This is a genomic window from Streptomyces sp. NPDC001135, assembly GCF_053598395.1.
Genome location: NZ_JBSFKD010000019.1, coordinates 125536 through 140240, shown reverse-complemented (window position 1 = coordinate 140240; position 14705 = coordinate 125536). Strand labels below are relative to the sequence as shown.

At 70.5% G+C, this 14705-nt stretch carries 12 protein-coding genes and 1 pseudogene; 10 read left to right on the top strand and 3 right to left on the bottom strand.

What is annotated here, in order from left to right:
• Positions 1–152: 152 nt before the first annotated feature.
• The 8 genes from ruvC to relA all read left to right on the top strand — a co-directional run bounded on the left by ruvC (position 153) and on the right by relA (position 9505).
• On the top strand, positions 153–692 hold the full coding sequence (ruvC, locus tag ACWC94_RS23400) for a crossover junction endodeoxyribonuclease RuvC (protein ID WP_450798843.1): 540 nt from the start codon (positions 153–155) through the stop codon (positions 690–692).
• The gene (ruvA, locus tag ACWC94_RS23395) at positions 689–1294 is read left to right on the top strand and encodes a Holliday junction branch migration protein RuvA (protein ID WP_450798842.1); all 606 of its coding nucleotides are present in this window, start codon (positions 689–691) and stop codon (positions 1292–1294) included. Before ruvC ends, ruvA begins: the two co-directional genes overlap by 4 nt.
• A 26-nt stretch (positions 1295–1320) precedes the next feature.
• Entirely contained in the window at positions 1321–2391 is a 1071-nt protein-coding gene (gene ruvB / locus ACWC94_RS23390) for a Holliday junction branch migration DNA helicase RuvB (RefSeq protein WP_450798841.1), read from the top strand.
• A 189-nt stretch (positions 2392–2580) separates the two neighbouring features.
• Positions 2581–3084, top strand: a complete 504-nt coding sequence (yajC, locus tag ACWC94_RS23385) for a preprotein translocase subunit YajC (protein ID WP_450798840.1) — start codon at positions 2581–2583, stop codon at positions 3082–3084.
• 141 nt (positions 3085–3225) lie between these two features.
• The gene (gene secD / locus ACWC94_RS23380; RefSeq protein WP_450798839.1) at positions 3226–5031 is read left to right on the top strand and encodes a protein translocase subunit SecD; all 1806 of its coding nucleotides are present in this window, start codon (positions 3226–3228) and stop codon (positions 5029–5031) included.
• A gap of 3 nt (positions 5032–5034) precedes the next feature.
• The gene (gene secF / locus ACWC94_RS23375) at positions 5035–6138 is read left to right on the top strand and encodes a protein translocase subunit SecF (RefSeq protein WP_450798838.1); all 1104 of its coding nucleotides are present in this window, start codon (positions 5035–5037) and stop codon (positions 6136–6138) included.
• Positions 6135–6674: an adenine phosphoribosyltransferase gene (locus ACWC94_RS23370; protein ID WP_450798837.1), complete on the top strand. Its 540-nt coding sequence runs from the start codon at positions 6135–6137 to the stop codon at positions 6672–6674. Before secF ends, ACWC94_RS23370 begins: the two co-directional genes overlap by 4 nt.
• Positions 6675–6967: 293 nt before the next feature.
• A complete protein-coding gene (gene relA / locus ACWC94_RS23365) occupies positions 6968–9505 on the top strand; it encodes a GTP pyrophosphokinase (protein WP_450798836.1) in 2538 nt (845 codons plus the stop codon).
• Between the two features lie 78 nt (positions 9506–9583).
• Here the strand turns inward: relA and ACWC94_RS23360 are convergent, their stop codons facing one another.
• The gene (locus ACWC94_RS23360; protein WP_450798835.1) at positions 9584–10813 is read right to left on the bottom strand and encodes a DUF349 domain-containing protein; all 1230 of its coding nucleotides are present in this window, start codon (positions 10811–10813) and stop codon (positions 9584–9586) included.
• A gap of 144 nt (positions 10814–10957) precedes the next feature.
• A complete protein-coding gene (locus tag ACWC94_RS23355; protein WP_450798834.1) occupies positions 10958–11788 on the bottom strand; it encodes a peptidylprolyl isomerase in 831 nt (276 codons plus the stop codon).
• 170 nt (positions 11789–11958) lie between these two features.
• Between ACWC94_RS23355 and ACWC94_RS23350 the strand changes: the two genes are divergently transcribed.
• Together ACWC94_RS23350 and hisS are read left to right on the top strand one after the other, a co-directional pair.
• Positions 11959–12675, top strand: a complete 717-nt coding sequence (locus tag ACWC94_RS23350; RefSeq protein ID WP_450798833.1) for an MBL fold metallo-hydrolase — start codon at positions 11959–11961, stop codon at positions 12673–12675.
• A gap of 11 nt (positions 12676–12686) precedes the next feature.
• On the top strand, positions 12687–13949 hold the full coding sequence (gene hisS, locus ACWC94_RS23345) for a histidine--tRNA ligase (RefSeq protein ID WP_450798832.1): 1263 nt from the start codon (positions 12687–12689) through the stop codon (positions 13947–13949).
• Positions 13950–14292: 343 nt separating this feature from the next.
• Here hisS and ACWC94_RS23340 read toward each other — a convergent pair.
• A pseudogene (locus ACWC94_RS23340) lies at positions 14293–14681 on the bottom strand (ATP-binding cassette domain-containing protein); the annotation flags it as partial.
• Positions 14682–14705: the final 24 nt, after the last annotated feature.

The following is a 14705-nucleotide window of genomic DNA, read 5'->3' as shown; positions in this document are numbered from 1 at the left end:
GCTTCGACGGGCCCCCTTCGCGTACGGTTGACGGCTGCCCAGCACGTCAGAAGGGGGCCCGGTGGGACACGTCCCACCGGCCCGCCGACGTTGTCAGTGGCAGCCGTTAGCCTGGCGTCGTCCGTGGATCACCGCAAAGAGGGAGGGGCGGCGTGCGCGTACTGGGGGTGGACCCCGGCCTGACCCGTTGCGGAGTCGGCGTCGTCGAGGGAGTCGCGGGGCGTCCGCTGACCATGCTCGGGGTCGGGGTCGTACGGACACCGGTGGACGCCGACCTCAGCCACCGCCTCCTCGCCGTCGAGCAGGGCCTCGAGCAGTGGCTCGACGAGCACCGGCCCGACTTCGTGGCCGTCGAGCGCGTCTTCAGCCAGCACAACGTGCGCACGGTGATGGGCACCGCCCAGGCCAGCGCCGTGGCCATGCTGTGCGCCGCCCGGCGCGGCATCCCCGTCGCCCTGCACACCCCGAGCGAGGTCAAGGCCGCCGTCACCGGCACCGGCCGTGCCGACAAGGCGCAGGTCGGGGCCATGGTCACCCGGCTGCTCCGGCTCTCCGCACCGCCCCGGCCGGCCGACGCCGCCGACGCCCTCGCGCTCGCCATCTGCCACATCTGGCGCGCCCCCGCGCAGAACCGGCTCCAGCAGGCGGTCGCCCGCCACACCGTCAACGCAACGAAAGGCCGTACGGCATGATCGCCTTCGTCAGCGGCACAGTCGCCGCGCTCGCCCCCGACGCCGCGGTCGTCGAGGTCGGCGGTGTCGGCATGGCCGTCCAGTGCACGCCGAACACGCTGTCCACGCTCCGCCTGGGCCAGCCCGCCAAGCTGCACACCTCCCTGGTCGTGCGCGAGGACTCCCTCACCCTGTACGGCTTCGCCGACGACGACGAACGCCAGGTCTTCGAGCTGCTCCAGACCGCGAGCGGCGTCGGACCGCGCCTGGCCCAGGCGATGCTCGCCGTCCACACCCCGGACGCGCTGCGCCGCGCCGTCGCCACTGGCGACGAGAAGGCCCTCACCGCCGTGCCCGGCATCGGCAAGAAGGGCGCGCAGAAGCTGCTCCTCGAGCTGAAGGACCGGCTCGGTGAACCCGTCGGCGCCCCCGCGGTCGGTGCCCCGGTCACCCAGGGGTGGCGCGACCAGCTGCACGCCGCCCTCATCGGCCTCGGCTACGCCACCCGGGAGGCCGACGAGGCCGTCGCCGCGGTGACGCCGCAGGCCGAGGCCGCGGGCGGCACCCCGCAGGTCGGGCAGCTGCTGAAGACCGCCCTGCAGACCCTGAACCGCGCCCGCTGACCCCACGACGATCGAGGCACACGCATATGAACTGGGACGACACCACCGACACCCCCGCCCCCGAGCGGCTCGTCGGTGCGTCCGCCGACCGGGAGGACCAGGCCGTCGAGGCCGCCCTGCGCCCCAAGGACCTCGGCGAGTTCATCGGCCAGGAGAAGGTGCGCGAACAGCTCGACCTCGTCCTGCGGGCCGCACGCGCGCGTGGCGCCACCGCCGACCACGTGCTCCTCTCCGGCGCGCCCGGCCTCGGCAAGACCACCCTGTCGATGATCATCGCGGCCGAGATGGGCGCGCCCATCCGCATCACCTCGGGCCCCGCCATCCAGCACGCCGGTGACCTCGCCGCGATCCTCTCCTCCCTGCAGGAGGGCGAGGTCCTCTTCCTCGACGAGATCCACCGCATGTCCCGGCCCGCCGAGGAGATGCTGTACATGGCGATGGAGGACTTCCGCGTCGACGTCATCGTCGGCAAGGGGCCCGGCGCCACCGCCATCCCCCTGGAGCTGCCCCCCTTCACCCTGGTCGGCGCGACCACCCGTGCGGGCCTGCTGCCACCCCCGTTGCGCGACCGCTTCGGCTTCACCGCGCACATGGAGTTCTACGAGCCGCACGAACTGGAGCGCGTCGTCCACCGCTCGGCGAACCTGCTGGACGTCGAGATCGAGCCGGACGGCGCCGCCGAGATCGCCGGCCGCTCCCGCGGCACGCCGCGCATCGCCAACCGCCTGCTGCGCCGCGTCCGCGACTACGCCCAGGTCAAGGCGGACGGCCTGATCACCCGTGAGATCGCCGCGGCCGCCCTCGCCGTCTACGAGGTCGACGCGCGCGGTCTGGACCGCCTCGACCGCGCCGTCCTGCAGGCCCTGCTGAAACTCTTCGGCGGCGGCCCGGTCGGCCTGTCCACGCTCGCCGTCGCGGTGGGGGAGGAGCGGGAGACCGTCGAGGAGGTCGCCGAACCCTTCCTCGTCCGCGAGGGACTGCTCGCCCGCACCCCGCGCGGCCGGGTCGCCACGCCGGCCGCCTGGGCGCACCTCGGCCTCACCCCGCCCCACGCGGCGACCGGGGGGAACGGACAACAGGACCTGTTCGGGACCTGACGGCGCCATGATGGATGTGTGACGGCCGAGGCATTGGCACCGGCAGGAACCCAGGTGCCATGCTGAGCGTTGTTCCATGCGCGCGGACTCGCTTAGACTCCGCCGATGCCGCCCTTGCGGGCGGCGCCGACCCACACCCCCGTCAACAGGCCGCTCTCCGTCGCGGTCGCGCGAAGGAAATTCCGTCCCGTGAATGCCTTTACCCTTCTCCCCTTCATCGTGCTCATCGCGGCCATGTTCCTGATGACGCGCTCGGCCAAGAAGAAGCAGCAGCAGGCTGCCAACATGCGGAACGAGATGCAGCCCGGCTCCGGTGTCCGCACGATCGGGGGGATGTACGCGACCGTGAAGGAGGTCAACGAGGACACGGTCCTCCTCGACGCCGGCCCGGGCGTCGACCTCCTCTTCGCCAAGAACGCGATCGGCGCCGTCCTCACCGACGACGAGTACAACCGCATCGTCCACGGCATCGAGCACGACCTGAAGTCCGACGCCGACGTCGTCCCGGACGACGCCTCCTCCCTCACCGAGAGCGAAGAGTCCGACTCGCCCGCTGCCGCCGCCTCCGACGACAAGGCCGTCGACCTCGGTAAGAAGGACGCTGCCGAGGACGACACCGACGCGGCCGAGGCCGCCGAGGCCAAGGCGGAGGACGAGCCGAAGAAGACCGACGGCGACTCCGACGCGAAGTAGTCACGCCCCGGTGGTGCGCTACGCGGCATAATCACGCCCCGCGCACCACCGGGCGTCTGTTTCCCGCACGGAACAGCCCGACACATGTCATGGCCGACCGCGCCGACCGGCGCGGGGCGGCCCGAGAGGGAGTACGAGAAGGTGGCAGCACCTAAGAGGGGCCGGAGCGCGAGTGCCCAGAGCAAGCCGGGGCGCTCGCTGGCCCTCATCCTGATCGCCATCGTGGCGCTCACCGGAGGCATGTTCCTCTCCGGGAACAAAACTCCGCGTCTCGGTATCGACCTCGCCGGTGGTACGAGCATCACGCTCAAGGCGAAGGCCGACCAGGGGTCCGCGATCAACAAGGCCAACATGGACACGGCGGTCGACATCATGAACCGCCGTGTCAACGGCCTCGGCGTCTCCGAGGCGGAGGTGCAGACCCAGGGGAACGACAACATCATCGTCAACATCCCCAAGGGCACCAACTCCAAGGAGGCCCAGCAGCAGGTCGGCACCACCGCCAAGCTGTACTTCCGCCCGGTCCTGGCCAGCGAGCCCAGCCTCCCCGCCGGGAAGAGCCCGTCGCCGAGCACCTCCCCGAGCGGCAGCTCCTCGCCGAACCCGAGCACGAGCCCCTCCGCCTCTTCCTCCTCCAAGGAGAAGGCGTCCTCGTCCTCCTCGGGCTCGCCGTCCCCGACGGCCTCCGCGACCTCCCAGGGCCGCGCCGTCACCGACGCGCTGAAGGCCGGCTCCACTCCCTCGCCGGGCGCGTCCCCCAGCGGCAGCACCAAGCCGTCGGCCACGCCGTCCGCCAAGCCGTCCGGGTCCGCCACCGGCAACGCGGCCGCCGCCAAGCTCCAGGCCCAGTACGCCACCCTGGACTGCACCGACCCCGCCCAGCGGGCCAAGGTCGGAGGCGCCGCCAAGCCCGGCGACCCCACGATCGCCTGCGGCCAGATCAAGAAGGTCTGGTACAAGTACGTGCTCGGCCCGGCCGCCGTCGACGGCACCGAGGTGAAGAAGGCGCAGGCCATCTTCAACACCACGGGTGCCGCCGGCTGGCAGGTCCAGATGACCTTCACCTCCTCCGGCGCCAAGAAGTTCGCGGACATCACCGGCACGCTGGCCCAGAAGCAGCCGCCGCAGAACGAGTTCGGCATCGTCCTCGACGGTGAGGTCGTCTCCAGCCCGTTCGTGCAGACGGCCATCACCGGCGGCCAGGCGGAGATCTCCGGCAGCTTCACCCAGCAGGACGCCCAGAGCCTCGCCAACATGCTGTCGTACGGCGCCCTGCCGCTGTCCTTCCAGGAGCAGTCCGTCACCACCGTCACCGCCGCGCTCGGCGGTGAGCAGCTGCACGCCGGTCTGCTCGCCGGCGCGATCGGCCTCGCGCTGGTCGTGATCTACCTGGTGGTCTACTACCGCGGCCTGTCGATCGTCGCGATGGCCTCGCTGCTGGTCTCCGCGATCCTCACCTACGTGATCATGTCGCTGCTCGGCCCGGCCATCCACTTCGCGCTGAACCTGCCGGCGGTCTGCGGCGCCATCGTCGCCATCGGTATCACCGCGGACTCGTTCATCGTGTACTTCGAACGCATCCGGGACGAGATCCGTGAGGGCCGCTCCCTGCGCCCCGCCGTCGAGCGGGCCTGGCCGCGCGCCCGGCGCACCATCCTGGTCTCCGACTTCGTGTCGTTCCTGGCCGCCGCCGTCCTGTTCATCGTGACCGTCGGCAAGGTCCAGGGCTTCGCGTTCACGCTCGGCCTGACCACCGTGCTCGACGTCGTCGTCGTCTTCTTCTTCACCAAGCCGCTGATGACGCTCCTCGCCCGCCGCGCGTTCTTCGCCGACGGCCACAAGTGGTCCGGCCTCGACCCGAAGAGCCTGGGTGCCAAGCCGCCGCTGCGCCGCACCCGCCGTCCCGCCGGCCCTGCCGCCGGCTCTGTCGACCCGAAGGAGGCCTGAGCCATGTCGAAACTCGGCAACCTCGGCGCTCGACTGCACCGCGGCGAGATCTCGTACGACTTCGTCGGCAAGCGCAAGATCTGGTACGGCATCTCCATCCTGATCACCATCACGGCCATCCTCGGCCTGGCGGTGCGCGGGCTGAACATGGGCATCGAGTTCAAGGGCGGCGCGGTCTTCACCACGCCGACCAGGATGAGCACCTCGGTGGCCCAGGCGGAGACCTACGCCAAGGACGCCTCCGGTCATGAGGCGATCGTGCAGAAGCTCGGCAACGGCAGCCTGCGCATCCAGATCGCCGGCATCGACACCGGCGAGTCCGACAAGATCAAGCAGGAGCTGGCCAAGGACCTGAACCTCAACCCCGAGAAGCTCGCCGCCGACCTGGTCGGCCCGAGCTGGGGTGAGCAGATCGCCAACAAGGCCTGGGAGGGCCTGGCGATCTTCATGGTCCTCGTGGTGATCTACCTGGCCATCGCCTTCGAGTGGCGCATGGCCGTCGCGGCCCTGGTCGCGCTGATCCACGACATCACCATCACGACCGGTATCTACGCCCTGGTCGGTTTCGAGGTCACACCCGGTACGGTCATCGGTCTGCTGACGATCCTCGGTTACTCGCTCTACGACACGGTCGTCGTCTTCGACAGCCTCAAGGAGCAGACGAAGGACATCACCAAGCAGACCCGCTGGACCTACAGCGACATCGCCAACCGGTCGATCAACGGCACCCTGGTCCGCTCCATCAACACCACCGTGGTCGCCCTGCTGCCGGTGGCGGGCCTGCTGTTCATCGGCGGCGGCTTCCTCGGCGCCGGCACGCTGAACGACATCTCGCTGTCGCTGTTCGTCGGCCTCGCGGCCGGCGCCTACTCGTCGATCTTCATCGCCACGCCGCTCGTCGCCGACCTCAAGGAGCGCGAGCCCGCGATGAAGGCCCTCACCAAGCGGGTCCTGGCCAAGCGCGCCCAGGCCGCCGCCGAGGAGGACCTCGCGGCCGACCGTGCCGACGACGACCCCGACGACACCGCTGCCGCCGTGGTGGGCCCCCGCAACCAGCCGGCGTCCCGCGGCCGGGGCCGTGGCCGACCCTCCGGGAAGCGCCGATGACCGACATCCAGGAGCTGCTGCTCAGCCGCATCCGTGACGTCGCCGACTACCCCGAGCCGGGGGTGATGTTCAAGGACATCACCCCGCTGCTCGCGGACGCGGCCGCGTTCACGGCGCTCACCGACGCGCTGGCCGAGATCGCCACGAACACCGGCGCGACCAGGATCGTCGGCCTGGAGGCCCGGGGCTTCATCCTCGGCGCCCCGGTCGCCGTCCGCGCGGGAATCGGGTTCATCCCGGTCCGCAAGGCGGGCAAGCTGCCCGGGGCGACCCTGCGCCAGGCGTACGACCTGGAGTACGGCTCGGCGGAGATCGAGGTGCACGCGGAGGACCTGGCGGCCGGTGACCGCGTGCTGATCGTGGACGACGTCCTGGCGACGGGTGGTACGGCCGAGGCGGCCATCCATCTCATCCAGCGCGCCGGCGCGGAGGTCTCGGGCCTGGCGGTGCTGATGGAACTCGGCTTCCTCGGCGGCCGTGCCCGGCTGGAGCCGGCCCTGGGCTCGGCTCCGCTGGAGGCGCTGCTCCAGGTCTGAGCGGATCGCAGCACAAGCGGCCCCGGTTTCGCCGGGGCCGCTTCGCGTTTCCCACCGGCACCACTGGTGGGGTGCGGAACCGGCCGAAGGCGCAGCCGAGGCCACTCGCAGGACACCCGCCACACGCCCCCCGACCACCTCGATGCCACCTCCCGGAATCCGGCGGCGGCCTCCCGTGTTGCACGAGTGGACGGTCCTCACTTCCGCCTGAAGGCGATGACCAGCCGCAGGATCGCTACCATGGGGTCTCCGGAGCCTGACCGGGGGACCCGGATCGCGCACGAGGAGCCCTCTTGCCAGACGAGGCCCAGCCACTGACCGCCGCCAAGCCCGAGCCCGCCTCGGCGCCAGCGGCCAAGCCCGCGCCGCACGCGTCCAACGCGAAGAACGACACCCGCGGGCCGATCGAGCACGCCCAGTCCGCGCCCGTCGAAAAGACTGCCGAGGCCTCGCGTCCCAAGCCGGTCCCGCCCGAGCGCCCGGTGCAGCCGCCGGTGGTGCGCCAGCCCGCCACCCAGAGCGCCCGCACCGGCTCCTCCAACCGCGTCCGCGCCCGCCTCGCCCGCCTCGGCGTCCAGCGCGCGAACCCCTACAACCCGGTCCTGGAGCCCCTGCTGCGGATAGTGCGCAGCAACGACCCCAAGATCGAGAACTCCACCCTCCGCCAGATCGAGCGCGCCTACCAGGTCGCCGAGCGCTGGCACCGCGGGCAGAAACGCAAGAGCGGCGACCCGTACATCACGCACCCGCTCGCCGTCACCACCATCCTCGCCGAGCTCGGCATGGACCCGGCCACCCTCATGGCGGGGCTGCTGCACGACACGGTCGAGGACACCGAGTACGGCCTCGACCAGCTGCGCCGCGACTTCGGCGACACCGTCGCCCTCCTCGTCGACGGCGTCACCAAGCTGGACAAGGTCAAGTTCGGCGAGGCCGCGCAGGCCGAGACCGTGCGCAAGATGGTCGTCGCGATGGCCAAGGACCCGCGCGTCCTGGTCATCAAGCTCGCCGACCGCCTGCACAACATGCGCACCATGCGTTACCTCAAGCGCGAGAAGCAGGAGAAGAAGGCGCGCGAGACGCTGGAGATCTACGCGCCGCTCGCCCACCGGCTCGGCATGAACACCATCAAGTGGGAGCTGGAGGACCTCGCGTTCGCGATCCTCTATCCCAAGATGTACGACGAGATCGTACGGCTGGTGGCCGAAAGGGCGCCGAAGCGTGACGAGTACCTGGCCATAGTGACCGACGAGGTCCAGTCCGACCTGCGCGCCGCCCGCATCAAGGCCACCGTCACCGGCCGCCCCAAGCACTACTACAGCGTCTACCAGAAGATGATCGTCCGCGGCCGTGACTTCGCGGAGATCTACGACCTGGTGGGCATCCGTGTCCTCGTCGACACGGTCCGCGACTGCTACGCCGCCCTCGGCACCGTGCACGCGCGATGGAACCCGGTCCCCGGCCGGTTCAAGGACTACATCGCGATGCCCAAGTTCAACATGTACCAGTCGCTGCACACGACGGTCATCGGGCCCAACGGCAAGCCGGTCGAGCTGCAGATCCGCACCTTCGACATGCACCGCCGCGCCGAGTACGGCATCGCCGCGCACTGGAAGTACAAGCAGGAGGCCGTCGCCGGTGCCTCCAAGGTGCGTACCGACGTACCGAAGGCCGGCAAGGGCAAGGACGACCACCTCAACGACATGGCGTGGCTGCGCCAGCTCCTGGACTGGCAGAAGGAGACCGAGGACCCCGGCGAGTTCCTGGAGTCCCTGCGCTTCGACCTGTCCCGCAACGAGGTCTTCGTCTTCACACCCAAGGGCGACGTCATCGCGCTCCCAGCCGGTGCCACCCCGGTGGACTTCGCGTACGCGGTCCACACCGAGGTCGGCCACCGCACCATAGGGGCGCGGGTCAACGGCAGGCTCGTACCGCTCGAATCCACCCTGGACAACGGCGACTTGGTGGAGGTCTTCACCTCCAAGGCGCCCGGCGCCGGACCGTCCCGCGACTGGCTCGGCTTCGTCAAGTCCCCGCGGGCGCGCAACAAGATCCGCGCCTGGTTCTCCAAGGAGCGCCGGGACGAGGCGATCGAGCAGGGCAAGGACGCGATCGTCCGGGCGATGCGCAAGCAGAACCTGCCGATCCAGCGCATCCTCACCGGCGACTCCCTGGTCACGCTCGCGCACGAGATGCGCTACTCGGACATCTCCGCGCTGTACGCGGCGATCGGCGAGGGCCATGTCTCCGCACAGAACATCGTGCAGAAGCTGGTCCAGGCCCTCGGCGGCGAGGAGGCCGCCACCGAGGAGATCGACGAGGCGGTACCGCCGACGCGCAGCCGGGGCCGCAAGCGCCGCTCCAGCGCCGACCCGGGCGTCGTCGTCAAGGGCGTGGACGACGTGTGGGTCAAGCTGGCCCGCTGCTGTACGCCGGTACCCGGTGACCCGATCATCGGCTTCGTCACCCGCGGCAGCGGCGTATCGGTTCACCGCAGCGACTGCCTGAACGTCGATTCGCTGTCCCGTGAGCCGGAGCGCATCCTCGACGTCGAGTGGGCGCCCACCCAGTCCTCGGTCTTCCTGGTCGCCATCCAGGTGGAGGCGCTGGACCGCTCGCGGCTGCTGTCGGACGTCACCCGCGTCCTGTCCGACCAGCACGTCAACATCCTCTCCGCGGCCGTCCAGACCTCCCGGGACCGGGTCGCCACCTCGCGGTTCACCTTCGAGATGGGCGACCCGAAGCACCTCGGCCACGTCCTGAAGGCCGTACGGGGCGTCGAGGGCGTGTACGACGTGTACCGCGTGACGTCGGGACGCAGCAGGTCGTAGAAACCGCGCAGGTGAACCCGGCACGGGAAAGGGCCCCGTACGCGCGTACGGGGCCCTTTCCCATGCCGGCTGAGGGTGTTAGCCGCCGAACTCCTGCAGGCCCTTCAGAGCCTGGTCCAGGAGCGCCTGGCGGCCCTCCAGCTCACGCTCCAGCTTGTCGGCCCTGGCGTTGTTGCCCTGGCCGCGGGCCTGCTCGATCTGCGCCTTCAGCTTGTCCACGGCGGCCTGCAGCTGACCGGTCAGCCCCTCGGCACGCGCGCGTGCCTCCGGGTTCGTGCGGCGCCACTCGGCCTCCTCGGCCTCCTGGATCGCCCGCTCGACCGCGTGCATCCGGCCCTCGACCTTCGGCCGCGCGTCCCGCGGGACATGGCCGATGGCCTCCCAGCGCTCGTTGATCGAACGGAAGGCGGCCCGCGCGGACTTCAGGTCGCCGATCGGCAGGAGCTTCTCGGCCTCCTCGGCCAGCTCCTCCTTCAGCTTCAGGTTCTCCGACTGCTCCGCGTCCCGCTCGGCGAAGACCGAGCTGCGGGCGGCGAAGAACACGTCCTGAGCGCCGCGGAAGCGGTTCCACAGGTCGTCCTCGTGCTCGCGCTGGGCGCGGCCCGCGGCCTTCCACTGCGCCATCAGTTCGCGGTAGTGGGCCGCCGTCGGACCCCAGTCCGTCGAACCCGACAGCGCCTCGGCCTCGGCGACCAGCCGCTCCTTGATGCGGCGGGCCTCCTCGCGCTGCGCGTCCAGCTGCGCGAAGTGCGCCTTGCGCCGCTTGGAGAACGCCGACCGGGCGTGCGAGAAGCGGTGCCACAGCTCGTCGTCGGACTTGCGGTCCAGCCGCGGCAGCCCCTTCCAGGTGTCCACCAGCGCGCGCAGCCGCTCACCGGCGGCCCGCCACTGGTCGGACTGGGCCAGCTGCTCGGCCTCGGTGACCAGGTCCTCCTTGGCCTTACGGGCCTCGTCGGACTGCCTGGCCCGCTGCGCCTTGCGCTCCTCGCGGCGCGCCTCGACCGTCTCCACGAGCTTGTCCAGCCGCCGCCGCAGGGCGTCCAGGTCGCCGACCGCGTGATGGGCGTCCACCTGCTCGCGCAGGTGGTCGATGGCGGCCTGGGCGTCCTTCGCCGACAGGTCGGTGGTCTGCACTCGCTTCTCGAGGAGGCCGATCTCGACAACCAGGCCCTCGTACTTGCGCTCGAAGTAGGCAAGCGCCTCCTCAGGGGAGCCGGCCGCCCAGGATCCGACGACCTGCTCGCCGTCGGCCGTACGCACGTACACGGTCCCCGTCTCGTCGACGCGGCCCCACGGGTCGCTGCTCACAGCGCCTCCTCCACATGATGCCTGCGGGGGGCCTCAGCACCCCCGGGCATCGTCCACAGTTTCGTCACGGCCAACATAGGCGACCAGCGGGTTACCTGTCCGCATCCAGCGCGACCGAAATTCCGCAGTTGGCCGTCATCGCCGTCAGGACTTCGTCACCGTCGCCTTGTTGATCACCACGGTCGCGTTCGGAGCGGTGTTCTGCGTGGTCGGGTCGGCGGGCTGGGAGCCGGCGGCGGCGATCTTCTGCAGCACCTTCATGCCGGCGTCCGAGATCGTTCCGAACGGCGTGTACTGGGGCGGCAGCGGGCTGTCCTTGTAGACGAGGAAGAACTGGCTGCCGCCGGTGTGCTTCTGACCGGTGTTGGCCATCGCCACCGTGCCCGCCGGGTACGTGTTGGCCTTCAGGCTCTTGTCCTTCAGGTTCTCGTCCGGGAGCGTGTAGCCGGGCCCGCCCATGCCGGTGCCCTGCGGGTCGCCGCACTGGAGCACGAAGATACCGGTCGTGGTCAGACGGTGGCACTTGGTGTGGTCGAAGTAGCCCTTGCCCGCCAGGAAGTCGAACGAGTTCACGGTGTGCGGGGCCGCCGCCGTCTTCAGCGCGACGTCGATGTCACCGCACGTCGTCGCGAGCTTCATCGTGTACTTCGCCGACGTGTCGATCGTCATCGCCGGCTCCTTCTTCCAGCTCAGCTTCTTCGCCGAGCCGGCCGCCGGCTTCGCGCACGGGTCCGGAGCCTTGCTGGTCGGCGCGGCGCTGGGGGTGGTGTCGGCGCCCGCCTTCGCCTTGTCGTCGCCGCCCTTCAGCACATCGGTCGTGTACAGCGCGACACTGCCGATCACGATCACGCCCAGTACCGACGCGATCACGGAGTTGCGCACCCGCGCCTTGCGTCGTGCGCTCGTGCGCCGCTGCTGCTGCCGCAAGAACTTCTCCCGGGCGAGCTGACGCCGCCGCTGCTCCTGGCTGACCACCGGGTTCTCTCCTCATGCGTGTCGTGTGTCGACCGGTACGCGTGCGTCCTCGTGAGCCGACCGCTGCGTGTAGCCCCGTACCGTATATGGGTTCGCTGAGGAAACGGCAGCGCCGGTAGGCTCTGGACCACAGCTTGTGGTCATCCGTACCGACACAACGAAGGACGATCGTGCTCATTGCCGGGTTCCCCGCCGGGGCCTGGGGGACGAACTGTTATCTCGTCGCCCCCGCCGCCGGTGAGGAGTGTGTGATCATCGACCCCGGCCACCAGGCCGCCGAAGGCGTCGAGGAAGCACTCAAGAAGCATCGGCTCAAGCCCGTCGCCGTCGTCCTCACCCACGGCCACATCGACCACGTGGCCTCGGTCGTCCCGGTCTGCGGCGCACACGACGTACCGGCCTGGATCCACCCCGAGGACCGGTACATGATGAGCGACCCCGAGAAGTCGCTCGGCCGGTCGATCGGCATGCCGCTGATGGGCGAGCTGACCGTGGGGGAGCCGGACGACGTCCGGGAACTGACCGACGGCACCACCCTCGAACTCGCGGGCCTCGAGCTCTCCGTCGCGCACGCGCCGGGCCATACCAAGGGGTCGGTGACCTTCCGGATGCCCGAGACCGCCGACATCCCGTCGGTGTTCTTCTCCGGGGATCTGCTGTTCGCCGGCTCCATCGGACGCACCGACCTGCCGGGCGGATCCATGGAGGACATGCTCGCGTCGCTGGCCCGCGTGTGCCTGCCGCTCGACGACTCCACCGTGGTGCTGTCCGGCCACGGCCCCCAGACGACCATCGGCCAGGAGCGCGCCACCAACCCCTATCTGCGGGACGTGGCCGCGGGCCGCCAGGATCGGGGCGCCTCACCGGCTCCCCGACGAGGAATGTGACGAGAGACTTCGTGAGCACTTTCAAGGCCCCCAAGGGCACGTACGACCTGCTGCCGCCGGACAGCGCCAAGTTCCTGGCCGTCCGCGAGGCGATCGCCGCGCCGCTCAGGAGCTCCGGGTACGGCTACATCGAGACGCCCGGTTTCGAGAACGTGGAGCTGTTCGCGCGCGGTGTCGGTGAGTCCACCGACATCGTGACGAAGGAGATGTACGTCTTCGAGACGAAGGGCGGCGACAGGCTGGCCCTGCGTCCGGAGACCACCGCACCCGTGCTGCGCGCGGTGCTGGAGGCCAACCTGCACAAGACGGGCAACCTGCCGGTGAAGGTCTGGTACTCGGGCTCGCAGTACCGCTACGAGCGCCCGCAGAAGGGCCGCTACAGGCACTTCTCCCAGGTCGGCGCCGAGGCGATCGGCGCTGAGGACCCGGCCCTCGACGCCGAGCTGATCATCCTGGCCGACCAGGCGTACCGCTCGCTGGGCCTGCGCGACTTCCGCATCCTGCTGAACTCGCTGGGCGACAAGGAGTGCCGGCCGGTGTACCGGGCCGCGCTGCAGGACTTCCTGCACGGCCTGGACCTGGACGAGGACACGCGCCGCCGCGTCGACATCAACCCGCTGCGGGTCCTCGACGACAAGCGCGAGTCGGTGCAGAAGCAGCTCACCGGTGTCCCGCTGCTGCGCGACTACCTGTGCGACGCGTGCAAGGCGTACCACGAGGAGGTCCGCGAGCTGATCACCGCGGCGGGCGTGTCCTTCGAGGACGACCCGAAGCTGGTGCGCGGCCTGGACTACTACACCCGCACCACCTTCGAGTTCGTGCACGACGGTCTGGGCTCCCAGTCCGCGGTGGGCGGCGGCGGCCGCTACGACGGCCTGTCCGAGATGATCGGCGGCCCGGCGCTGCCGTCCGTCGGCTGGGCCCTCGGCGTCGACCGCACGGTTCTCGCCCTGGAGGTGGAGGGCGTGGAGCTGGACCTCCCGTCCACCACGTCGGTCTACGCCGTCCCGCTCGGCGAGGAGGCGCGCCGCGTACTGTTCGCCAAGGTCACCGAGCTGCGCAAGGTCGGCATCACGGCGGACTTCTCGTACGGCGGCAAGGGGCTGAAGGGCGCCATGAAGAACGCCAACCGCAGCGGGGCCCGCTACACGATCGTGGCCGGGGAGCGCGACCTCGCCGACGGCGTCGTCCAGCTCAAGGACATGGAGTCCGGCGAGCAGACGGCGATCGGCGTGAACGAGATCGTGGCGGAACTGGAGTCCCGGCTCGGCTAGGAGAGCAACGAGGGGGCGCCGGGGTCGCACCCCCGGCGCCCCTCACTGCTCCAGCAAGCCGTACCGCATGGCGCGGGTGACGGCCGCCGTCCGGTCGCTTCCCCCCAACGTGCCGAACGCCCCCAGCAGATGGGTCGTCACGGTCGACTCCCCGATGTACGGGCGCCGGCCTGTCTCCGCGTTCGTGCAGCCCTCCGGAAAGTCAGCGGGCACAGCGCCAGTCCTCCGACGCACCACGCGCCCAGCACCACCGCGATCCGCCCGAACTCCCAGCTCCCGGCCGGCTCCAGGACCCACGGGGGAGTCGGGCAGGAACACCCAGCCAGAACGGGGAAGGTGAAGGCCCCCTGTTCGCGTCGAGGCCGACCGGACGGAGGGCCTCCCCGGGTCGCGCGGGCGCGGGTAGCAGCGGGCGAAGTGCCGTACCGTCTCGCTCACCGTCAACTCGGCGGGCGCCGATTCGTCCTGCCAGACGAATCCCACCCCGGACCCCCACGCGCGCGTGCCCGTCGCCGGGTCCGCGCCGAGGACCGACACCTCACCCCCGTCCCGTGGACGGTTGCCCTGAAGGATCTCCACCGTCGTGCTCCTGCCCGCGCCGTTGGGCCCGAGCAGGCCGAACACCTCCCCGCGCCGGATACCGGGGTCGAGACCGTCCACCGCGGTGACGCCCCCGTACCGCTTGCGCAGCCCCCGGACGTCCACCGCGAGTTCGCGCGCGGGTGCTGTCATGCCCGCGAGCATCGGCCGGAACCG

Coding starts and splice junctions, on each gene's coding strand:
- ruvA (WP_450798842.1), top strand. CDS start 689: ATGATCGCCTTCGTCAGCGGCACAGTCGCCGCGCTCGCCCCCGACGCC.
- ruvB (WP_450798841.1), top strand. CDS start 1,321: ATGAACTGGGACGACACCACCGACACCCCCGCCCCCGAGCGGCTCGTC.
- secF (WP_450798838.1), top strand. CDS start 5,035: ATGTCGAAACTCGGCAACCTCGGCGCTCGACTGCACCGCGGCGAGATC.
- ACWC94_RS23370 (WP_450798837.1), top strand. CDS start 6,135: ATGACCGACATCCAGGAGCTGCTGCTCAGCCGCATCCGTGACGTCGCC.